Source organism: Rhodococcus sp. no. 34, from assembly GCF_054589475.1.
On the sequence record NZ_BAAILK010000049.1, the window covers coordinates 196,543 to 217,941 of the forward strand.

Annotated in this window: 22 protein-coding genes; 9 read left to right on the forward strand and 13 right to left on the reverse strand. The window is 64.0% G+C overall.

The genetic code is table 11. The features are described 5' to 3' along the window. The 3 genes from ACYP01_RS29700 to ACYP01_RS29710 form a co-directional block, all read left to right on the forward strand. Positions 1–1,299: serine hydrolase (locus ACYP01_RS29700; protein WP_459683622.1), on the forward strand; the 1,299-nt coding region annotated here is incomplete at its 5' end. A 17-nt stretch (positions 1,300–1,316) separates the two neighbouring features. After that, positions 1,317–1,742 carry a limonene-1,2-epoxide hydrolase family protein gene (locus ACYP01_RS29705; RefSeq protein ID WP_459683624.1) on the forward strand — a complete coding sequence of 142 codons (426 nt, stop codon included), beginning with the start codon at positions 1,317–1,319 and terminating at the stop codon, positions 1,740–1,742. 30 nt (positions 1,743–1,772) lie between these two features. Then, positions 1,773–2,177 (forward strand): carboxymuconolactone decarboxylase family protein, encoded by a 405-nt coding sequence (locus ACYP01_RS29710; protein WP_003945227.1) that lies wholly within the window; start codon positions 1,773–1,775, stop codon positions 2,175–2,177. Positions 2,178–2,237: 60 nt separating this feature from the next. On the opposite strand, the gene ACYP01_RS29715 is transcribed toward ACYP01_RS29710, so the two are convergent. From ACYP01_RS29715 to ACYP01_RS29735, 5 genes are all read right to left on the reverse strand, one after another. Next, a complete protein-coding gene (locus ACYP01_RS29715) occupies positions 2,238–3,605 on the reverse strand; it encodes a PhoH family protein (RefSeq protein ID WP_003945274.1) in 1,368 nt (455 codons plus the stop codon). Positions 3,606–3,880: 275 nt separating this feature from the next. Then, complete coding sequence (locus ACYP01_RS29720; RefSeq protein ID WP_459683629.1) at positions 3,881–4,597, reverse strand: helix-turn-helix transcriptional regulator; 717 nt, start codon at positions 4,595–4,597, stop codon at positions 3,881–3,883. Between the two features lie 26 nt (positions 4,598–4,623). Beyond that, positions 4,624–6,057 carry an amidase gene (locus tag ACYP01_RS29725; RefSeq protein WP_459683631.1) on the reverse strand — a complete coding sequence of 478 codons (1,434 nt, stop codon included), beginning with the start codon at positions 6,055–6,057 and terminating at the stop codon, positions 4,624–4,626. A 152-nt stretch (positions 6,058–6,209) separates the two neighbouring features. Continuing rightward, positions 6,210–7,517 carry a serine hydroxymethyltransferase gene (glyA, locus tag ACYP01_RS29730; RefSeq protein WP_003945195.1) on the reverse strand — a complete coding sequence of 436 codons (1,308 nt, stop codon included), beginning with the start codon at positions 7,515–7,517 and terminating at the stop codon, positions 6,210–6,212. Positions 7,518–7,593: 76 nt separating this feature from the next. Next, the gene (locus tag ACYP01_RS29735; RefSeq protein WP_099698616.1) at positions 7,594–8,790 is read right to left on the reverse strand and encodes a DUF885 domain-containing protein; all 1,197 of its coding nucleotides are present in this window, start codon (positions 8,788–8,790) and stop codon (positions 7,594–7,596) included. Between the two features lie 172 nt (positions 8,791–8,962). Between ACYP01_RS29735 and coaA the strand changes: the two genes are divergently transcribed. Beyond that, positions 8,963–9,895, forward strand: coding sequence for a type I pantothenate kinase (gene coaA, locus ACYP01_RS29740; protein ID WP_003945270.1), 933 nt, complete (start codon positions 8,963–8,965; stop codon positions 9,893–9,895). 6 nt (positions 9,896–9,901) lie between these two features. Here coaA and ACYP01_RS29745 read toward each other — a convergent pair whose 3' ends face one another. Further along, the gene (locus ACYP01_RS29745) at positions 9,902–10,669 is read right to left on the reverse strand and encodes an isoprenyl transferase (RefSeq protein ID WP_003945211.1); all 768 of its coding nucleotides are present in this window, start codon (positions 10,667–10,669) and stop codon (positions 9,902–9,904) included. Between the two features lie 172 nt (positions 10,670–10,841). Here ACYP01_RS29745 and trhA point away from each other — a divergent pair, with 172 nt between their 5' ends. Beyond that, entirely contained in the window at positions 10,842–11,510 is a 669-nt protein-coding gene (gene trhA / locus ACYP01_RS29750) for a PAQR family membrane homeostasis protein TrhA (RefSeq protein ID WP_387392460.1), read from the forward strand. Here trhA and ACYP01_RS29755 read toward each other — a convergent pair. From ACYP01_RS29755 to mca, 3 genes are read right to left on the reverse strand one after another with little or no spacing between them, the layout of a single operon-like run. After that, the gene (locus ACYP01_RS29755) at positions 11,477–13,504 is read right to left on the reverse strand and encodes a thioredoxin domain-containing protein (RefSeq protein WP_459683636.1); all 2,028 of its coding nucleotides are present in this window, start codon (positions 13,502–13,504) and stop codon (positions 11,477–11,479) included. The genes trhA and ACYP01_RS29755 overlap by 34 nt on opposite strands. A gap of 19 nt (positions 13,505–13,523) precedes the next feature. Next, the gene (locus ACYP01_RS29760; protein WP_007726381.1) at positions 13,524–13,838 is read right to left on the reverse strand and encodes a hypothetical protein; all 315 of its coding nucleotides are present in this window, start codon (positions 13,836–13,838) and stop codon (positions 13,524–13,526) included. Further along, positions 13,835–14,713: a mycothiol conjugate amidase Mca gene (gene mca / locus ACYP01_RS29765; RefSeq protein ID WP_459683773.1), complete on the reverse strand. Its 879-nt coding sequence runs from the start codon at positions 14,711–14,713 to the stop codon at positions 13,835–13,837. Before mca ends, ACYP01_RS29760 begins: the two co-directional genes overlap by 4 nt. A gap of 303 nt (positions 14,714–15,016) precedes the next feature. On the opposite strand from mca, the gene ACYP01_RS29770 reads away from it, so the two are divergent. Together ACYP01_RS29770 and greA are read left to right on the forward strand one after the other, a co-directional pair. After that, the gene (locus tag ACYP01_RS29770) at positions 15,017–15,442 is read left to right on the forward strand and encodes a DUF4307 domain-containing protein (protein ID WP_459683639.1); all 426 of its coding nucleotides are present in this window, start codon (positions 15,017–15,019) and stop codon (positions 15,440–15,442) included. 227 nt (positions 15,443–15,669) lie between these two features. After that, positions 15,670–16,164, forward strand: a complete 495-nt coding sequence (greA, locus tag ACYP01_RS29775) for a transcription elongation factor GreA (protein WP_007726385.1) — start codon at positions 15,670–15,672, stop codon at positions 16,162–16,164. An 88-nt stretch (positions 16,165–16,252) separates the two neighbouring features. On the opposite strand, the gene ACYP01_RS29780 is transcribed toward greA, so the two are convergent. Next, positions 16,253–17,353 (reverse strand): C40 family peptidase, encoded by a 1,101-nt coding sequence (locus ACYP01_RS29780; protein WP_003943296.1) that lies wholly within the window; start codon positions 17,351–17,353, stop codon positions 16,253–16,255. Between the two features lie 205 nt (positions 17,354–17,558). On the opposite strand from ACYP01_RS29780, the gene ACYP01_RS29785 reads away from it, so the two are divergent. Next, entirely contained in the window at positions 17,559–17,804 is a 246-nt protein-coding gene (locus tag ACYP01_RS29785; protein WP_153211881.1) for a hypothetical protein, read from the forward strand. Next, positions 17,801–18,595: an FAD:protein FMN transferase gene (locus ACYP01_RS29790; RefSeq protein WP_003943281.1), complete on the forward strand. Its 795-nt coding sequence runs from the start codon at positions 17,801–17,803 to the stop codon at positions 18,593–18,595. The genes ACYP01_RS29785 and ACYP01_RS29790 overlap by 4 nt, the downstream gene beginning before the upstream one ends. 6 nt (positions 18,596–18,601) lie before the next feature. Here ACYP01_RS29790 and ilvA read toward each other — a convergent pair whose 3' ends face one another. The 3 genes from ilvA to ACYP01_RS29805 form a co-directional block, all read right to left on the reverse strand. Then, positions 18,602–19,765: a threonine ammonia-lyase gene (gene ilvA / locus ACYP01_RS29795; protein ID WP_223304414.1), complete on the reverse strand. Its 1,164-nt coding sequence runs from the start codon at positions 19,763–19,765 to the stop codon at positions 18,602–18,604. 135 nt (positions 19,766–19,900) lie between these two features. After that, a complete protein-coding gene (locus ACYP01_RS29800) occupies positions 19,901–21,073 on the reverse strand; it encodes a cystathionine gamma-synthase (protein WP_007728802.1) in 1,173 nt (390 codons plus the stop codon). Between the two features lie 44 nt (positions 21,074–21,117). Continuing rightward, on the reverse strand, positions 21,118–21,399 hold a 282-nt coding region (locus ACYP01_RS29805), incomplete at its 5' end, for a CBS domain-containing protein (RefSeq protein ID WP_459683644.1).

Sequence of the window (21,399 nt, forward strand, 5' to 3'; positions counted from 1 at the left end):
AAGAGCGCCACCGTCGATGCCGACACCGTGTTCCAGCTGGCATCGGTGTCGAAATCTGTGGGGGCCACTGTGGTCGCCCACGAAGTCGGGATCGGGACCGTCGACTGGGACACCCCGGTGATCTCGAAACTGCCGGGGTTTGCACTTGCCGATCCGTGGGTGACGGATCATCTCACGATCTCCGATCTCTACACCCATCGGTCGGGACTACCGGACCACGCCGGTGACGGACTCGAAGACCTGGGCTACGACCGGGCCCAGGTGCTCGAAAAACTTCGCCAACTACCGCTCAATCCGTTCCGAATCACTTACGAGTACACGAACTTCGGCGTCACTGCCGGCGCGGAGGCCGTCGCAGCTGCGGCAGGCACCGATTGGGAGACGCTGTCGCAGAACACGATCTACGGTCCGCTCGGGATGACATCGACGTCTTCGCGGTTCGCCGATTACCAGGCCAGAGACAATCGAACAGTCGGCCACATCCTCGAAGACGGAAAGTACAAGGCAGGGCCGGTTCGGGACGCCGACGCCCAATCCCCCGCCGGTGGAGTCAGCTCCTCGGCGAACGACATGGCCAAATGGTTGGACATGGTGCTTGCCGGGGGCCGGTATCAGGGTCAACAGGTCGTCCAGACGGATGCGCTCGTGCCCGCAGTCAACCCGGAGATCGTCTCGCGCCACGCGCAGGAAATCGGGGAACGCTCCGGCTTCTACGGGTACGGGTTCAACGTTTCCGACAGCGCCGCAGGCCGTGTCACCGCCAGCCACTCCGGCGCCTTCCTGGTCGGAGCCGGGACGAATTTCGTGACGATACCCTCCGCTGACGTCGGCATCGTCGTTCTGACCAACGGCACGCCCACCGGCGTCGCGGAGACCTTGACCGCCGAGTTCGCCGATCTGGTGCAGTTCGGGAAGATCACCCGCGAGTGGCGCCCGCTGTACGAAGCGTCCTTTGCCTCACAAGCCGACCCGGAGGGCGAACTTGCCGGAAAGACGCCGCCGGCCTCCCCGGCTCCTGCCCCACCGACAGACCAGTTGACCGGCGACTACGGCAACCCGTACTGGGGTCCCGCGCTCGTGACGCAGCAGAACGGTGCGCTGACCTTGACCATGGGTCCCGCGGCCGTGACGTACCCACTGACCCACTGGGACGGAAACACCTTCACGTTCCCGCTCAGCGGCGAGAACGCACCGGCCGGGACGGTCTCGAAGGCCACCTTCGACGGAAACTCGCTAACCTTGGAGTACTTCGATCACGATCATCTCGGTACCTTCATCCGGGCAACACCGGCCGAATAATCAGCCAAGGACACCCCATGAGTAGTTCGACAGCCACGGTGAACACAATGTTCGCGGCCCTCACCGATTTCGACGTGGACGCCGCAGCCGAATTGATGACAGACGACATCGTCTGGCAGAACGTCTCGCTCCCCACCCTGCGAGGCAAGAAGACCGTCGTGCGAGCGCTACGTCTGGTCACCAAGCCTTCACTGAAATTCGAGGCGGAGATGCACCACATCGTCGGCGACGAGTCCACGGTGCTCACCGAACGCACCGACATCCTCACCGTCGGACCGCTGCGCATCGAGTTCTGGGTATGCGGAACTTTCGAACTGCGCGACGGCAAGGTCTGCGTCTGGCGGGACTACTTCAGTCTGCGAGACGTCGCGTGGGGCGTGGTGACCGCGGTCGGCCGCGCAGTCGTCGGGACCGGGACACGAAGTAGGCTTGCTCCGGCCTGAAATCACCTGCCGAAAGCGAGCGAACCTGCCATGTCCGAAAACACCACGCCTGACTCCTTCGACGCCGGATTGGCTGTGCGCACCGAAGTCATGGGGGCCGATTTCGTCGACGCCGCCTTCGAGCGCACCCGGGGAACGGACAGCGAAGAACTGCAGAACTTCGTGACGGCCAACGTCTGGGGTTCGGTATGGACGCGTCCCGGACTCGATCGCCGCAGTCGCAGTCTGATCAATCTGGGGATGCTGATCGCGCTGCGCGCCGAGAACGAACTCAAAGGCCACGTACGTGGGGCATTGCGAAACGGCTTGACGCGCACCGAGATCGTCGAAACCGTGATCCACGCGAGCGCGTATTGCGGCGCTCCGGCCGGACTGGCGGCGATGCGTGTGGTGCAGGAAGTTCTCGACAACGAACTGGGACCGCTGCAAAACTGAACAACTTCAAACCCAGGCATCTCCCCGTGCAGACCGAAGTCCGCACGGGGAGATCACTTCTCAGGAAGTGGGGCCGAACTCCTCGAGCATGTCGGTCACCAACTCGGCGATCGGCGAACGCTCACTGCGCGTGAGTGTGATGTGCGCAAAAAGCGGGTGCCCCTTGAGCTTCTCGATGACGGCCGCAACTCCGTCGTGCCTGCCCACTCGCAAGTTGTCACGCTGCGCGACGTCGTGCGTGAGGACCACTCGCGAGCCGGTTCCCAGACGAGAAAGCACTGTCAGCAGAACATTTCGTTCGAGCGACTGCGCTTCGTCGACGATCACGAACGAATCGTGCAGCGACCGACCGCGAATATGCGTCAGCGGCAACACTTCCAGCATTCCGCGGGCGAGAACCTCCTCGAGAACCTCTGGCGAGGCCAACCCGTCGAGAGTGTCGAAAACGGCCTGAGCCCACGGGCCCATCTTCTCGCTCTCACTACCGGGAAGGTAGCCGAGTTCTTGTCCGCCAACGGCATACAACGGACGGAAGACGACAACCTTGCGCTGAGTGCGCCGCTCGAGAACGGCTTCCAAACCTGCCGTCAGAGCCAAGGCCGATTTACCGGTGCCCGCCTTACCACCGAGAGAGATGATGCCGATGCTCTCGTCCATGAGGAGATCGAGCGCAATGCGCTGCTCGGCGGAGCGGCCGTGCAACCCGAACGCCTCGCGCTCACCGCGCACCAACTGGATGCGCTTGTCGGGAGTCACCCGACCGAGGGCGCTCGACGAACCACCGAGCAGGCGAAGACCCGTGTGACACGGCAGATCTCGCGCTTCGTCGAGGTCCAGGAAACCCTCGTTGAACAGCTCGTCGATGTCCGTCGAGGCGACGTCCAGCTCGGTCATACCCGTCCATCCGGAGGGCACGACGTCGTGAGCGTGGTACTCGTCGGCAGGAAGTCCCACCGCGCCCGCCTTCACGCGAAGCGGAATGTCCTTGCTGACGAGGACTACGTCCTTGCCCTCCGCCGCAAGGTTCAGCGCACACGCCAGAATCCTCGAATCGTTACTGTCCGTGCGGAATCCGACTGGCAAGACCGCAGGGTCGGTGTGATTGAGTTCGACCTGCAGCGTCCCGTTCTCGGTGCCGATCGGCACCGGACGGTCGAGGCGGCTGTATTCGATCCGTAGATCGTCGAGCATGCGGAGCGATTCTCGGGCGAACCATCCCAGTTCGTGGTGGTGCCGTTTGCCTTCGAGTTCACTGATCACGACCAGTGGGAGTACCACGTGGTGTTCGGCGAATCGAGTGACAGCCCATGGATCGGACAGTAGTACCGAGGTATCCAAGACGTACGTGCGAAGTGCATCTCCCGAATGATTCCCGGCTGATAGATCAGCCCGGGCCGAGTGGGCAGAGACGGAGCGTGATGCAGTCACGTTGGGCTCCTAGGTCTGCGCGGCACCCGCGCAAACTCAGCTCGCTGGGCCGGACGGCTCTGGTGTCAGGTGACGCTGTGTCAGCTGAAACAAGGGCCGGGCGCCGGCCCTCTCGTACTGAGTGTTTCAGTCACGATCAGAACCTCCCGCACAAGTAACTTCTGGTTACTCGTTACTGCCGACGGTACTGCGGATCGGACACTCGCGCCACGGAACGAGCCGCACATCTGGTGAACGCCAGGTAACAAAATGCCACTCGTGTGATTCGGCGTCACTCATGACTCGATCAGACCCCACTTGGCGGCGCGCACCGCTGCCTGAACCCGCGAATTGGTTCCGGTCTTGACGAAGATGTTCTCGAGGTGGGTGGCGACGGTGCGACGGCTGACGAACAACTCCTCGGCGATCTCGACATTGCCCGCGCCCCTGGCCGCCAATTGCAGTACTTGGATCTCGCGTGGGCTCAGATGGACACGATCGAGCGCCACCTGGTCCCCCACCACGCGCGAGCAGGCTGCGCTGGACGCCGCCACCACCTCCCGTACGCGATCGACGACGCCGGAATCCGCGAAGCTCATGTGCAGCAATCCGGTCACCTCACGGCCGGAGAACCCCAATGCGACCGACGCACCCTCGGCGTACCCGGACGGCCGCAGAACATCGGTGACCATCTCGACCTGCTCGAATCGTGGCACGTCCTGCCAGAACACGGGCACGCCCGACGCCTCGCGAATGATGCCGAAGAGATTGCGATCGGCGACGAAGTCCTCGAGCAGGAACTCGAGCACCCTGGCGTCGTATCCGGAACTCGCCAGAGCCCGATGCCTTCCGGTCGACGGGTCTCGGTACGTGACCGCCGCAGCCGAGTACGCGAGTCCACGTGCGCGGAGTTCTTCGGCGCACAGGCCGAGAATGCCGTACGCCCCGGCCGCCGGCGATCGCGGCGCGAACATGTCAGGTCCAGCGCCGCGATCAGGCAGTACAGACGTCATCACACCAATCTAGCCAATCGTGTGAGCTAGGCCACGACCAGTGAATCGGCCGGCTTCTTGTCCGCCCACGGACGTGCCGCTTCGAAGTTCGCGGCAGTCCGCAGAACCATTGCGTCCTGGCGGTGACGTGCGGCGATCTGCAGCCCCACCGGTCGACCGTCGGCGGTGAATCCGGCGGGCACGGTGATCGCCGGATTGTTGAGCATGTTGTACGGGTAGGTGAAGAGCCAATCGAGCAACTGCTCACGCAGCGACGCACCTTCGAGCCACGACGGCGCGAACTGACTGAGCGGGAACGTGGCCGAAGCCAGGGTCGGCGAGACCAACACGTCGTAGTCGTTCATGAACGCGGTCCACGTGTCCCACATGACGCCGCGGAATGCGTCGGCCCGCCCGACGTCGACACCGGTGAGCCGCTCGGCCTCGTGCATGATCTCGATCAGGTTGTCGTCGACCTCGCCGCGCTGGTTCTCCCAGTCGAGCAAGTCGTATTCGGAAGCGAAACCGGGAACCCAGATGCCGTTCCACATCGACTCCGACGGATTTCCCCACTGCGGGGTCGCCTCGGTGATCCGGGCACCCAATTCCTCGAATGCCGACAACGCGTCGAGACACACCGCCAGCACCTCCGGATCAACATGGCCGAGACCGAGATTCGTCGACCACGCCACGCGAAGGCCCTTCACGTCGCCCTTCGAGGCTTCGACGTACGAGGTCTCGGCACGCTCGATCGAGAGCGGGTCCGCATTGTCCGGCCCGGCCATGATGTCGAGCATCAGCGCGTTGTCGGCAACAGTCCGGGTGATCGGACCGTGATACGCCCAGTTGTAGAAGCGCCCGGCCAGGATGGTCTGCGGGATGACGCCGGTGGTCGGCTTCAACCCGACGACCCCGCAGAGCGCCGACGGGATACGCACCGATCCCGCGCCGTCACTGCCCTCGGCGAGTGGCCCGAGGCCTGCAGCCACGGCAGCCGACGCACCGCCACTGGACCCGCCCGCGCTGTTGCCGAGCTTCCACGGGTTGTGCGTCGGCCCGTACAGGTGGTTGTCCGTGCCACCGTAGTAACCACTTTCGGGAGTGTTCGTCTTTCCCAGGAACAGTCCGCCGGCGCCTCGCAGCCTGTCCACGACGACGGCATTTCCCGTCGCGATGTTGTCGGCCATCGGCTTCATCCCGAACGTGGTCGGCAGCCCGTCGACTGCCGTCAGATCTTTGATCGTGAACGGAACGCCGTGCAGCGGGCCGAGTTTCTCGCCTGCTTCCTGTTGCCGTGAGAGTTCGGCCGCATCGCGCGTCACCTGCTCGCGATCGAACTGGACTATCGCGTTGATCGACGGATTGACGGCGTCGACGCGCTGGATCATCGCTTCGGCAATCTCGTTGGGCGAGAGACTGTTCGACGCGACCGACGCCGCCATCTCGGTAGCGGAGAGCCAATGCAGATTCTGTTCGGTCATGGGGTTTCCTTCGCCGGAGGGGTGATGCTCTCAGGCTAGGAAGCACCGAACTCGGCCACCATCGGTCATGTGACCGATGCCACAATCCGCGACTGGCAAAAAACCAGCGGCCCGGCCCCTCGAAAGGGACCGGGCCGTCGGTGAAGGAATTCCTAGACGTTCTTGCTGAGCAGGCCCCAGTTCTCGAGACCGTCGTACAGCGGAAGGTCGAGAGCGAGCTTGGCGACGCGCGCACGCAGCGCCGGCAGATCCGCGTTGCCGGCCAGAGCGGTACCGATGATGTCGGCGACCTCGGTGAACTCGGCATCGCCGAATCCGCGAGTGGCCAACGCTGCGGTACCGATACGCAGACCGGAGGTGGTCATCGGCGGGCGGGGATCGAACGGAACAGCGTTGCGGTTGACCGTGATGCCGATTTCGTGCAGAAGGTCCTCACCCTGCTGGCCGTCGAGCTGCGAGTTACGCAGGTCCACGAGCACGAGGTGGACGTCAGTGCCGCCGGTCAGGACGCTGATGCCCTGGTCTGCGACGTCCTTGTTGCCCAGACGCTCGGCAAGGATGCGCGCACCGGAAAGGGTGCGTGCCTGACGATCCTTGAACTCTTCACCGGCAGCGATCTTGAAGGTGACTGCCTTGGCCGCGATGGCGTGCATGAGCGGTCCACCCTGCTGACCGGGGAAGACAGCGGAGTTGAGCTTCTTGGCCCACTCTTTCTTCGCCAGGATCAGGCCCGAACGCGGACCACCGAGGGTCTTGTGGACGGTCGAGGAGACGACGTCTGCGTACGGGACGGGCGACGGGTGCAGGCCTGCCGCAACCAGTCCGGCGAAGTGAGCCATGTCCACCCACAGGTACGCCCCGACCTCGTCGGCGATCGCGCGGAACGCCGCGAAGTCCTGCTGACGCGGGTACGCGGACCAGCCGGCAACGATGACCTTCGGCTTCTCGGCGAGGGCGATCGAGCGCACCTCGTCCATGTCGATGCGGTGATCTTCCTTGCTGACGCCGTAGGACGCGACGTCGTACAACTTACCGGAGAAGTTGAGCTTCATGCCGTGCGTGAGGTGACCGCCGTGTGCAAGGTCGAGGCCGAGCAGCTTCTCACCCGGGTTCATCAGTGCCATCAGAACAGCAGCGTTGGCCTGTGCGCCCGAGTGCGGCTGAACGTTCGCGAACTCTGCACCGAAGAGTTCCTTCGCACGGTTGCGCGCCAGATCCTCGATGACGTCGACGTGCTCGCAACCGCCGTAGTAACGACGTCCCGGGTAGCCCTCGGCGTACTTGTTGGTCAGGACGCTGCCCTGAGCCTGCAGAACCGAGCGGGGAACGAAGTTCTCCGACGCGATCATCTCGAGCGTGTCGCGCTGACGAGCCAATTCACCAGCCATCGCCTCGGCGACTTCGGGGTCGAGTTCGGCGAGTGATGCAGAGTTGACGTCGGAGCCGGGCACAGCGGTCATCGAGGAATCTCCAAGCTGGATGCGGAAACGAATGCGTCCAGTCTACGAAGTTCGCTCCCGCCGTCTCCACCCGGCACTAGGCAGCACGCAGAGAGCTGGGGACCAGCGGCTCGTCGAGCAGCCTGCGGAAGCGTTCGGTGCGCTCCGCGCCCACCGGCACCTCGTCCAGCCAGCCCCCGAGCAGCCGGTATCCCTCGACATACGTGCTGGTGTATGCCCGCCACAGCGGCGAAGACAGGAACTTGAGCGATTGGCGAGCGCGTTCCGGCGTCGACAGCGACCACCGTTCGAGGAACAGCGCCACGTCGTCGAGGCTGCGCCCCTCGTCGTGCAACATCAGCGCCGCATCCTGCCGGACACTCAGCAGTTGCCCCGACGCGGCGGAGAGCCGTTGCGCCTTTTCCCCGTCGAAAGACAAGCCGAGGTCGGCGTAGATGTCCTGCGCCCACAAACCCCAGTCCGGGCCGACAATCGCTTCCAGCGCCAAATCCGCGAGGCCTTCGGCCATGATGCACTGCGGCGTGTTGACCAGGAACAGTGTCTGCTCGAGCTGGCCCGAACCGACCAGACCGGCTTCCTTACGGCAATGCTCGGTGTGATGGCCGGGGTAGGACTCGTGCGCGATCAGCCGCGGTAGGTTGGCCATGAACTGCGGCAGATCCGAATTGATCGCAACCTTGGAGCGGTAGTCACCGAGGTAGTAGTTGAAGCCGGACCACGGCTTGTCCCCCACCACTTCGTATTCGACGGTTTCCGACGCGGGAAGCCCGAACGTGCCGCGGACCAGATCGCGCAGCGCACTCGACATTGCCTCGACGCACTCGTTCAGTTTCGCCGCGGGGATCTCGTCGGCCTTGCGATGCGCCTGCACCCGCTCGGCCAACGGTCCCGGACCGGGCAGAACTTCACCCATCAACCGGTGAGCGTCGCTGTAGGCGTCCTCGTTTCCCTTCTCGATTCGGACGTCGAAGTACGCCTCGACCTCGTCCACGAAGCCGATGTCCTCACCCGCGAACTTGCGCCCGGAGCATTCCAGAGCGCGAAGGTGTACGTCGACGAAGTGGGAGCGTTCGGCATTCAGACCACTTCCGGCCAACTCGCCCCGCAATTCACGTGCCGTGCGGGCAAGTTCACGCGGATCGGGCTTCGGGGCGCTCTCGATCTGCTTACGCAGCACCGGGTCACCGGTGAACGCGTCGACGAACCCGTCTTCGAGACGGTCGAAACCCAGTCCGAGCAGCAGGTATTGGCGAACAAGTGTGTCTGGATCCATAACCACCGAGCCTAGTCGCTCGCTCCGGAATGCCACCCGGCGAAAGTCCCGGACGTGGCACCGAGCACAATCCGACTATGCACTCGGATCGTGCGCACACGCGCCTGGCTTGCTCGCATAGCTGTTTCGTCCGCCGGGCCCCGGGTTCACTACGTGCCGGTGAGCTGGGCTGATGGCGCGCACCAACGAATCGAGTCCCTACGTCGAGTTCGACCGCAAGCAGTGGCGGACACTGCGTAAGTCGACGCCACTGGTGTTGACCGAGGACGAGTTGTACGGCCTGCGTGGTCTCGGCGAGCAGATCGATCTCGAAGAAGTTGCCGAGGTTTATCTCCCCCTCGCACGTCTGATCCACCTGCAGGTGGCGGCACGCCAACGACTGTTCGCGGCCACCGCGACCTTCCTCGGCGAGAAGCATCCCGATCGTCAGGTGCCCTTCGTCATCGGTGTCGCCGGTTCGGTCGCGGTCGGAAAATCCACGACTGCTCGTGTGCTGCAAGCTCTCCTGGCCCGCTGGGATCACCATCCGCGCGTCGACCTCGTCACCACGGACGGATTCCTCTATCCGACCAGGGAACTCCAGCGTCGGGGCATCATGCACCGCAAGGGTTTTCCCGAAAGCTACGATCGCCGCAAGCTGTTGCGCTTCGTCACCGAAGTCAAGTCCGGGGCGGAAGAGGTAGCGGCGCCGGTCTATTCGCACACGTCGTACGACATCATCCCGGGCCAGTACCACCTGATCCGCCAGCCCGACATCCTCATCATCGAGGGCCTCAACGTCCTGCAGACCGGCCCGCGTCTGATGGTCTCCGATCTGTTCGACTTCTCGATCTACGTCGACGCCCGCATCGAGGACATCGAAGCCTGGTACATCCAGCGGTTCCTCGCGCTACGCAACACGTCGTTCGCCGATCCGAACGCTCACTTTCACCACTACTCCGGCCTCTCCGACCGTGACGCGACCATCGCGGCGAAGGAGATCTGGAACTCGATCAATCACCCGAACCTGGTGGAGAACATTCTCCCCACCCGTCCCCGCGCAACCCTGGTGCTGCGCAAGGACGCCGACCACACGATCAACCGGCTGCGGCTGCGCAAGCTCTGAGACGGCTCAGGCGCCGAACCGGCGGTGGCGCGCCGCGTAATCGCGCAAGGCTCGAAGAAAGTCGACTCGACGGAACTCGGGCCAGTACGCCTCGGTGAACCAGATCTCCGAATAGGCGCTCTGCCACAACAGGAATCCGGAGAGCCGCTGCTCGCCGGAGGTGCGGATCACCAGATCCGGATCGGGCTGTCCCGACGTGTACAGATGCCCGTCGATGCCGTCGACCGTGACGGCCTGGATCAGTTCGTCTCCGCTCAGGCCCGCACCGATCTTGTCGCGCAGGAGCGATTGGACGGCGTCGGCGATCTCCTGACGCCCGCCGTATCCGATCGCGACGTTGACATGTGTCCCGGTTCGGCCGCTCGTCCCCGCCGCCGCTTCCCGCAAGCGCCTGGACTGCTCGGGAGGCAGAAGATCGAGAGCACCGACGATCTGCACACTCCAGTTCTTGCCGGGCCCGGAGATCTCTTCGACGACGTCGGTGATGATTTCGAGGAGGGTGTCGAGCTCTTCCGGCTCGCGGCGCAGGTTCTCGGTCGAGAGCAGGTAGATGGTTGCCATCTCGATTCCGGCGGCGTCGCACCACTCGAGCAATTCGGCAATTTTGAGCGCGCCCATGCGGTGCCCGTGACTGACATCGGTGAAGCCGTTCTCGCGAGCCCATCGCCGATTTCCGTCACACATCACGGCTACGTGCCGTGGGTGCGCGAGACCGTCGAGATGACTGAGGAGTCGTCGCTCGTAGATGCTGTACAGCAGTCCGCGCAGATTCACCGTGACATCACCATGGTGTCAAAGACTACGCCCGGCAGTGACAGCCACATGCGAGCGCCGTCACGCTTTTTGTACGCGTCGAAAACCCGCAGGTAGGTTATGCTACTGATGCGTAACCTACGGTACCGTAGGTTACGCGGTTCGCAACAGTACGGAACGAGAGGGGTTGCACATGACGGCATTCGGGCTCGACGAGCTTCCGGTCAAACCACGCATGCGCGGTTGGATCCATCTGTGGGCGCTCGGTGTCTCCGTCGTCGCGGGCATCGTTCTCGTCTCCGTCGCCGGCGCTCAGGTAGGCGCCAAAGCGGCCTGGGCAACCGCGATCTACAGCATCACGATCTGCGGCCTCTTCGGCATCAGCGCGACGTATCACCGCATCCAGTGGCAGACCGTCAAGGGCCGTACGTGGATGAAGCGTGCGGACCATTCGATGATCTTTCTCTTCATCGCCGGCAGTTACACGCCGTTCGCCATGCTCGGCCTCCCGACTCACAGCGGCAAGATCATTCTCGCGATCGTGTGGGCAGGCGCGCTGGCCGGCGTTGCTCTCAAGATGCTTTGGCCCACCGCCCCCAAATGGGTGGGGGTTCCGCTCTACCTGCTCCTCGGCTGGGCGATCGTCCCTGTCGTCGGTGAACTGACGCACCAGGTCGGTGTGGCGCCGATGGTGCTGCTGCTCGTCGGCGGAATCTTCTACAGCGTCGGTGCGATTTTGTACGCGACGAAATGGCCCAACCCGTGGCCCACGACCTTCGGTCACCACGAGTTCTTCCACGCCGCGACGGTCGTCGCGGCGATCTGCCACTACATCGCGGTATGGCTCGTCGTGTTCAACTGACTCGCCAGTTCAACCACCGTCGTCACCGGCCGATCACACACGAATCCCCGACAGATGTACGCGGCTTCACCACCGTCGACAAGTGGTCGATCCGCAAGCAGCGGTGAAGAATCCGGGGCTCCCCCGACAACCACTGAACCACCCGGCGCAAGCCGACGGGCATCGGCCAACAGCGAACCTTCCCCGACGACGGCCACCTGTATCGGACCACGCGACGACGCTTCCGCCACAGCGAGCCAATGTCCCGCCGAGCGAGGCGCACGCTCGAGCGGCAACGTGGCCCTCGCCAGCGCGTCCGCCGCGGCCTGGGCGTAACGAGAAGAGCGCTCGGCATCGGTCAACGCCGCTGCGGTCAACAGAGCCTCCGCGACGCTCGACGCACCGGACGGCGTCGCGCCGTCCAACGGGTCTCGGGGCCGAGTCACGAGCGACTCCGCGAAATCGGCCGTGTCGAACCAGCTTCCCGGCTCGGCCGGATCAGCGAAGTGGTCGACAGTGACGTCGAGCAACTGCTGCGCCGCATCGAGCCACCGCGCCAATCCCGTTGCCTGGTAGAGAGCCAAGAGGCCGGTGGCCAACATTGCGTAATCCTCGAGCACGCCCGTCGGGGCGCCGACAGCCCCGCCGAGGGAAGCGCGACGCAAGTGACCGTCCACCAGGTGCAGGTCGAGAAGAGCGCCTGCGCACTCGGCCGCCGCGGTGATCCAGTCGGGTCGGTCCAGGGCAAGTCCGGCTTCCGTCAAGGCCGTGACGGTCAGCCCGTTCCAGGCCGTCACCACCTTGTCGTCGCGGCCGGGCTGTGGACGCTGAGCCCGGACGGCGCGTAGAGCGTCGGAGACCGTCTGCCAGCGCGACCAGTCATCGGGGTCACGGAGCAACTGCAGTACCGACGCACCCTCTTCGAAGGTTCCGGTATCGGTGACCCGGAACAACTCCGACGCCCACTGCCCGTCCTCCGCGCCGAGAATCTCGACCAGCTGCGTCGGCGTCCATACGTACGTGAGGCCTTCGACGCCGTCGGTGTCGGCATCGAGAGCCGAAGCGAAGCAACCGTTCTCGGTCAGCAGATCGGAGAGCAGGAACCTTGCGGTCTCCTCGGTGACGCGAGTGGCGAGGTCCGATCCGGTTCGCCGCGCCCAGTGCGCGTAGAACCGCAGGAGCAGCGCATTGTCGTAGAGCATCTTCTCGAAGTGCGGAACCACCCACTCGGCATCGACCGAGTACCGCGAGAAACCGCCACCCAACTGGTCGTAGATCCCGCCACGTGCCATTGCTTCGGCGGTGCGCTCGATGCCGCCGAGGATCTCGCCCGAACCCGTTCGCTCGTACTGTCGGAGCAGCCCCTCCAGTAGTGCCGACGGTGGAAACTTCGGTGCCCCACCGAATCCCCCGCGCGGGACGTCCTCGTCGCCGAGGATCGACCGACCCGCCGCGTTCAGCAGCTCGGCGTCGATGGGTGCTCCCCCGTACGGAATCCCGCCCGACGCGCGCTGAAGTTCCGTGACGATCGACTGTGCCGCGTTGTCGACCTCGTCGCGCCGATTCGTGAAGGTGTCGACTATCGCTTCGAGAAGCTGTGTGAACGAGGGCATTCCGCCGCGAGGCGTCGGCGGGTAGTACGTGCCGCAGTAGAACGGTGAACCGTCGGGAGTCAGGAAACAGGTCATGGGCCAGCCGCCCTGGCCGGTCATCGCAACCGTCGCATTCATGTAGACGGCGTCGATGTCGGGACGTTCTTCTCGGTCCACCTTCACACAGACGAAGTTCGCGTTCATGACGGCCGCGATCTCGTCGTTCTCGAACGACTCGTGCGCCATGACGTGGCACCAGTGGCACGCCGAGTATCCGATCGAGAGGAGAATCGGCACGTTGCGCTCGCGCGCCCACTCCATCGCTTCTTCGCCCCACTGTTGCCAGTGGACCGGATTGTCGGCGTGCTGACGCAGGTAAGGGCTCGAGGACCCACCCAGGTTGTTCCGCATCCGTGGGTCCATCGCCGCTACCTCGTTCGTCTCAGGATTCTTGCTTGGGCTTCTTCTCGGTAGAGACGTTGGGTTCCGCCGGGCTCGGAGCAGTGATAGCTCCCCGGTCGGTGCCTTCGTCTGCCTGCTGATCGAGTTCGGGATGATCCGGTTCGAACGTCTCCGGCAGCTTCTTGAGCTGGCGGTTCATCGACCGAACCAGGAGGATCACACCGATGAGCAGCGCAAGAATCACCAGCAGACCGACCGGAGAGGACTTTCCGAACTCCGGGCCGGATGGGTTACTGGGCGTCTGAGCAAGAAATTGTGTGGTGCCGAGAACTACCTCGGCGGACAGAGCATTCACTTCTGAGCGTCCTCTTCGAGACCTGCGAACAGGTCGGTTTCCGGAATGGACGTGGTGACCCGCGTCTTGGCGAGCTCGAATTCCTCGGTGGGCCAGATCTTCTGCTGAATGTCGAGCGGCACAGCGAAGAACGAACCGTTGGGATCGATCTGCGTCGCGTGTGCGCGCAGAGCATCGTCACGCTGGGGAAAGTAGTCGCCGCACGTGACCTGAGTGGTCACCCGGACCATCATGTCGCCGCGTTCGGTCTTCCACTTCTTGAGCCAGTCCGCCATCGGGAACGGCTCACCGCGACGCTCGTACTCCTCCTGGAAGAGTTCGAGGCGCTTACGGATGAATCCGTGCGAGTAGTAGACCTTCTTGATTTCCCACGGCTGACCGTCCTCGGGGAAGTACTCGGGATCGGCGGCGGCTTCGTAGGCTGCCATCGTCACCTCGTGGCACCGGATGTGATCCGGGTGCGGGTATCCGCCGTTCTCGTCGTACGTCGTGACGACGTGGGGACGGAACTCGCGAATCACCTTCACCAGAGCGCGCGTCGACTCTTCGAGCGGAACGAGGGCGAAGCACCCTTCGGGCAGCGGCGGAAGAGGGTCGCCCTCGGGAAGCCCGGAATCGACGAAACCGAGCCAGCGCTGCTTCACGCCCAGGATGCGAGCGGCCTCGGCCATCTCCTCCTGGCGAACTTCGCTGATTCGATCGCGGACACCGGGAACGTCCATGGCCGGGTTGAGAATGTCGCCACGCTCACCCCCGGTGAGCGTCAGGACCATCACTTCGTGGCCTTCGGCTGCATAACGGGCGGTGGTGGCCGCACCCTTGCTCGACTCGTCGTCGGGATGGGCATGGACGGCTATGAGCCGGAATCCGCTCACGTGTTCGTTCACCTCAACTTCACCTGTAGCCGTTGCCGGCAGTTCACCTGTAGCCGTCACCGGCAGTTCACCTGTAGCCGTCACCGGCAGTCTTCGAATCACACGCTGTGCACCGCTCGGATTACTCCGGGCCGTTGCCGTCAAACGTACCGACTGCCGACAAACCTACCGACGGCGCGACGGGATACGTCCTCTATAGTTCCACCCGAGAGTTCCTGGCGCAGCCGTGACCCCTTCGGTAATCCGGCGGGACACAGTCAGTTGCTGCACGACACGCGAACTCGAGTCTTCGAGAGCAGAGTGATGAGCAAACCGCTTCCCCAAGATCGGTACCCGAGCACAACTCGCACGGGCAGTCCCCGCAAGTGGATGGTGTGGGCTCTGACCGCTCTCGTCATCGTCGTAGGCGGCGGAATCGCGTACTACGCGTACGGAAAATTTGCGGTCAAGGAAATCGAGACCGAGACCATCTCGTTCGACATCGCCAACGACTCCACGGTGAAGATCCGTTTCACCGTCACACGCGACGACTCGTCGCGTGAAGCGATGTGCATCGTGCGCGCACGCTCGAAGGACGGCTCCGAAACCGGTCGACGTGAGGTCTACGTCCCGTCGTCGGAACATCAGACCCTCGAGTTCAACACCGAGGTCAAGACGTCCCAGCCGCCAGGCATGGCCGACGTCTACGGCTGCAGCTTCGACGTTCCGGAGTACCTGACCAAGATCTGACCTCGGGACGCACCCACCCTGCCGGACGTTTGACGCCGGACAGGGCGGGTAGTCATGCGTGATAGAATTGCCCGATACACGGTTCCGGGTGGAACCGTGTATTGCTGCATTGACGCAAGGTTTGACGGCAAGGTTGCATCCCTGGTGGTGCTTCTGCGTCGTTGTTCGCTGCTGTTGCAGCGATCGTCGAGGGAGCCCCCGGCTCCGACTACTAGGGAGTGATCGAGATGACCGAGACCCAGGTGACCTGGCTTACCCAGGAATCACATGACAGGCTCAAGAACGAACTCGACCAGCTCATCGCCAATCGCCCGGTCATCGCCGCCGAGATCAACGAGCGTCGCGAAGAGGGCGACCTGAAAGAGAACGGCGGCTACCACGCTGCCCGCGAAGAGCAGGGTCAGCAGGAAGCCCGCATTCGCCAGCTCCAGGAGCTGCTGAACAGCGCAAAGGTCGGCGAGGCCCCCACTCAGTCCGGTGTCGCACTGCCCGGATCCGTAGTCAAGGTCTACTACGACGGCGACGAGAGTGACACCGAGACGTTCCTGATCGCTACCCGCGAAGAAGGCGCACGTGACGCCAAGCTCGAGGTCTACTCGCCGAACTCACCGCTGGGCGGCGCGCTGCTCGAAGCCAAGGTCGGCGACACGCGTGAGTACAACCTGCCCAACGGCAGCACCATGAAGGTCACGCTGCTGAGCGCGGAGCCTTACCACAGCTGATCGGCTGTACCAGCTCTGAAAAGAAGCGCCACCCGACTCGGTCGGGTGGCGCTTCTTGCTCTGTCGGCGCTCGCAGTTTCCTGCCCACTCACACCACGCGGCGAGCCTTCATGCCTGCGAAGATCGGGCCGACCTTCACCACGTCGCCGAACGTGGGTGCGTGAAGCATCTGACCGTTGCCGACGTAGATCGCCACGTGGCCGGGGCCGCCTGCCTGCCAGTTGCCGAACAACAGGTCACCGGGCTGCGCCTGATCCAGCGGGATCTCGACGCCGACACCCCACTGCGTCTCCGAGGTCCGGGGCAGAGTCACCCCGGTGGCCGCGTGGATCGCGTACGACGTCAGCCCCGAGCAGTCGAACCCGCCCATCGACGGCCCGTTGATGTTTCCGCCACCCCACACGTACGGCAATCCGAGAAACTTCAGACCGGCCTCGACGACGCCGCCCACCGCTGCGGCGAGGTTGTTGTAGTCGAAGGGCGCAAGCATCAGGGCGAACGAGTCCTGCAGCGATTTGATCTGGGCGACAAACGGAGCGGCGACCGCCTGCTCCGCAGGAACCTCGCCCGACTTGTCTGCCGGAACGCCGCCCGCTTCGCGAACTGCGTCCGGCCCGACGTCGTAGGCAGCGAGCGCGAGGTCGACGGTATCGCCCTCGACCTCACCGGACTTCTGCCAGGACTGCGCTTGCTTCACGAGATCGCACAACCGGTATCCGGTTGTCATCACCGGATCGGCAACGCCCAGGATGTCCATCTTTCCGTCGCCGTCACCGTCCTTGCCGTATGCCGTCCACGCTGCGGTGGTGAAGCGGCCAGGCCCGCGCCCACCTTCCGGTGAGATGTCGGTATCGGGTCCGTACTTGAATCCGTTCTCGACCGAGTACAGCGAGGCGATCACCGCGGGCGTGATCTCCGAGCACAGAGCACCGGCCTTTTTGATCCACGGCGCGAACACTGCCACCGCTCCCACGGGCGCCAATGTCGCTCCCGGAAAGTTGGAGGGTACGGAAGGCACGATTCCCTCAGGTGTGTCCTGAGTTCGTGCCGGTCCGTTCCAGGCTGCAAGTGAGACTGCAGCATTCGAAGACTCGTTCTTCTCGACTTGTGCGGGCGCTCCGAGAGTTCCACTCATCACGCCCAGTGCGGTGCCGATCGACACAGCGATCGCCAGGACACCGACTGCCATCCGAACCTCCGATAAACCTCTGAAAATCCATGTACGTGGTCGTACCCGAAACTTGTCGGTGCGAACATCTACTCTTTCGAACATGCATTCGACACGGCTCAGTCTCGCGACTCCTGTAACCAATGTCTCATTTATCTCGGCGGGCGTTACGCAAATGACTACAGACGCCAAGGCTTTTCTCAGGTTCGGCGTGCAAGCTGAGTCCATGAGCGACGATCGGCCACGACCCGCCCGGGGACGCACTACGGTGTATCGACCCGTTCGCCTCGCCCTCGCAGCCACGGCTGTGGCGGGAGCACTCGCAAGCGGCGGACTTTCACTCGTTTCTTCTCCCACTGCCACGGCACTCGCGCCGGACACGTCGGCTTCTCACACCAAGAATCCCGTAGCGAAGCGGCCCGTCGTGGTCGCCGGATTCGGAACCCCGGACGCCGTCTCCAACGGTTCGTGAGTACTCCGCGCTCGGCCTCCGAGTGGCTCACGTGGGGGGTTCAGGCCCGGGTCGTCGTCACCGACCCTGAAGTCCTTCCCTCCGCGGCCAGCCTGGTTCGCGGGTACCTCACCGCTGCCGACGCCGCCACCAATCGAGATCGTGCCGACTCCGAGATTCGTACCTATGTCAGCGCCGCGAGCAACGTCGACGGCGTCGCCGTGACCCCGATGTTCGCGCACTTCCTCGAAGACGCGTTGGCTGTCGCACGACTGACCGACGGCAAACTCACGCCGACGGCCGGGTCGGCAGACCCTCACTCCTGGTGGAAGATTCGCGTCGAGAACAACCGCGTGTACAGCCCGGACGACGTCGTTCTCGATCTGTCCGCGACGGCCCGCGCCAGTTCAGCGGACCACTGTGCCGCGTCCACTGCGACTCTTCTCGGGTGTGGCGTGCTGGTCGGCCTCGGCGGGGACATCGCGGTTGCCGGCCCGGCGCCGGAAGACGGCTGGCAGATTCAGGTGCAAGACCTGCCCGGCGACCCGACCTGCCAGGTAGCACTTCCTTCCGACTGCGGGATCGCCACGGCCAGCACCGTCAAGCCACTGCACCGCGAATCGACGGCGACGCCGATGTGGCGCACGGTGTCGGTGATTGCATCTTCCTGCGCCCAGGCCGCCGCATTCAGTCGGGTTGCGGTCGGCATGGGCGGTTCGGCCATCGACTGGCTACATCAACTCGACGTACCCGCCAGGCTGGTCGACCAGGAGTATCGCGTGACGGTTCTGGGCGGCTGGCCTGACGAGTAACTCGCCTCAGTTCTGCAGTCGTACTGCGTAACCGGCGCGGTCGAAGGCCGTCAGAAGTTCCGCCTTGTTGTCCGGACCACGCGTCTCGACGGTGAGGAAGACTTCCACTTCGTCGAGTGCAAGTTCGCCACCGGTACGGGAATGGATGACATCGACCACGCTGGCGCCGTTCGCTCGAACCACTTCCAGCAACGAGACCAGTGCGCCCGGCCGATCGTCGATGGTGATGTGAACACCGAGGAACCGTCCGGCCGCTCGCAGACCGTGCGAGATGACGTGCGTGAGAAGTAGCGGATCGATGTTGCCGCCGGAAAGCACGGCGCACACCGGCCCTGTCAGTCCCAGCTCCTCCGGAGTACAGGTCATCAAGGCCGCGACGGCCGCGACGCCGGCCGGTTCGACGATGAGCTTGGCGCGTTCGAGGCACAGCAGGAGCGCTTTGGACAGCGCTTCCTCGCTGACCGTCACCACGGCGTCGACATGGGCGGCAACTTCGGCGAACGGAACCTCGCCCGGGCAGCCAACGGCGATACCGTCTGCCATCGTGGACATCGACGCCAAGGCGGTCGGCTTCCCGGCTGCCAACGACGCCGGCCAGGCAGCCGCGGTCTCGGCCTGCACTCCGACGATGCGGACCTGCGGGCGTACAGCTTTGACTGCTGCGGCCACTCCGGCGATCAAACCGCCGCCGCCGGTGGGAACGAGGATCGTGCCGACCTCAGGCAGTTGCTCGAGGATTTCGAGCCCCACAGTCCCCTGCCCCGCCACGACGTCCTCGTGGTCGAACGGGTGGACCAGAACTGCTCCGGTGCGGTCCGCGAATTCGCGAGCGGCCACGAGCGCTTCGTCGACAGTCGAACCGTGCAGGTGGACCTGAGCTCCATATGCCTTGGTGGCCACCAACTTCGGCAGCGGCGCACCCGTCGGCATGAAGACGGTCGACTTGATTCCCAATTCTGTTGCAGACCAGGCAACTCCCTGCGCATGGTTACCGGCACTGGCCGCCACCACGCCCGCTGCCCGTTCCTCTGCGGAAAGATTGGCAATGCGGTTGTACGCACCGCGCGGTTTGAAAGAGCCGGTGCGCTGCAGATTTTCACATTTCAAGCTCACGGCGAAGCCGGTGGTTTCGGACAACACTCGCGAGGCTACGACCGGGGTGCGTCGCATGACCGGGGCGAGCAGTTGCTGTGCAGCCTTTATCTGTTCGAGATTCACGCATGCCTCCAGAAAGTGCGCCTCCACACCCTCGTGAGGTGTGAAGGCGCACTGCAGATTCGAAGTCGAATTACTGTAGAGCGAAGATCAGGACAGCGCTTGCTCGATGTCGCCGACCAGATCGGAGGCGTCTTCGATGCCGACCGACAGGCGAACCAGATCGTCGGGAACCTCGAGAGCGGAACCGGCCGTCGAGGCGTGGGTCATCGCACCGGGGAATTCGATGAGGGATTCGACTCCGCCGAGAGATTCTGCCAGCGTGAAGATCTCGGTGCGCGAGCACAGGTCGAGAGCCGCCGCCTTGCCGCCCTTGAGGCGGACGGAGATCATGCCGCCGAAGCGTCGCATCTGCTTGGCCGCGACCTTGTGCGACGGATGCGAAGCCAGTCCCGGATAGATGACGCTGGCAACCGCGGGGTGACCGTCGAGCAATTCGACGACCTTCTCCGCGTTGTCGCTGTGACGCTCCATGCGCAGCGCCAGTGTCTTGATTCCGCGCAATGTCAGGAACGCGTCGAACGGGCCGGGAACGCCGCCGGATCCGTTCTGCAGGAAGGCAAACGCGGTGTCCAGTTCTTCGTCGTTGCAGACGAGAGCGCCACCGACCACGTCGGAGTGTCCGCCGATGTACTTGGTCGTGGAGTGCAGCGCGATGTCGGCACCGAGCTGCAGCGGCTGCTGCAGGTACGGCGACGCGAAGGTGTTGTCCACCACGATCTTTGCGTTGCCCTCGTGGGCGACCTCGGCAAGGAGCTCGATGTCACCGATATTGAGCAGCGGGTTCGTGGGCGTCTCGACCCAGACCAGCTTGGTGTTGGACTTCATCGCCGCGCGCACCGCATCGACGTCGGACACCGGAGCCGGGGTGTACTCGATCCCCCACTGCGTGAAGACCTTGTCGATGAGACGGAAGGTTCCGCCGTACGCGTCGTCGGGGATGACCAGGTGATCGCCTGGTCGAAGTACCGAACGGAGCAGGCAGTCGGTGGCCGCCATTCCCGAACTGAACGCTCGGCCGTAGGTTCCGGATTCGAGCGCTGCGAGGTTCGCCTCGAGTGGGCGACGGGTGGGGTTACCCGTTCGCGCGTACTCGAAGCCACTGCGCATTCCACCGACGCCGTCCTGGGCGAAGGTGGAACTCGCGTAGATCGGTACGTTGACCGCACCGGTCAGCGGATCGGGTTCGTAACCCGCATGCACCGCTTTCGTGGAGAAACCCTGCCAGCTGATGTTGTCGGCCTTGCTGCGTTGCTCACTCATGGTCCCCAGCCTAATGGCGCCGGTGCCGGCGCAGGAATCCGAACTCAGGAATCCGAACTCAGGAAACCCAGGAGATCGTGGCGCGTGATGACACCGACCGGCTTGCCGTCGTCGACGACCATGAGTGCGTCGGTGTCTCCGAGCGCCTTCGTGGCAGCCGAGACCGGCTCGCCGGAACCGATGAGCGGGAACGGCTTGCTCATGTGCTTCTCGACGGAATCCGCAAGGTGCGCACGGCCTTCGAAGACCGCGCTCAGCAGATCCCGCTCGGACACACTTCCGGCGACCTCGCCCGCCATGACCGGCGGTTCCGCACCCACGACGGG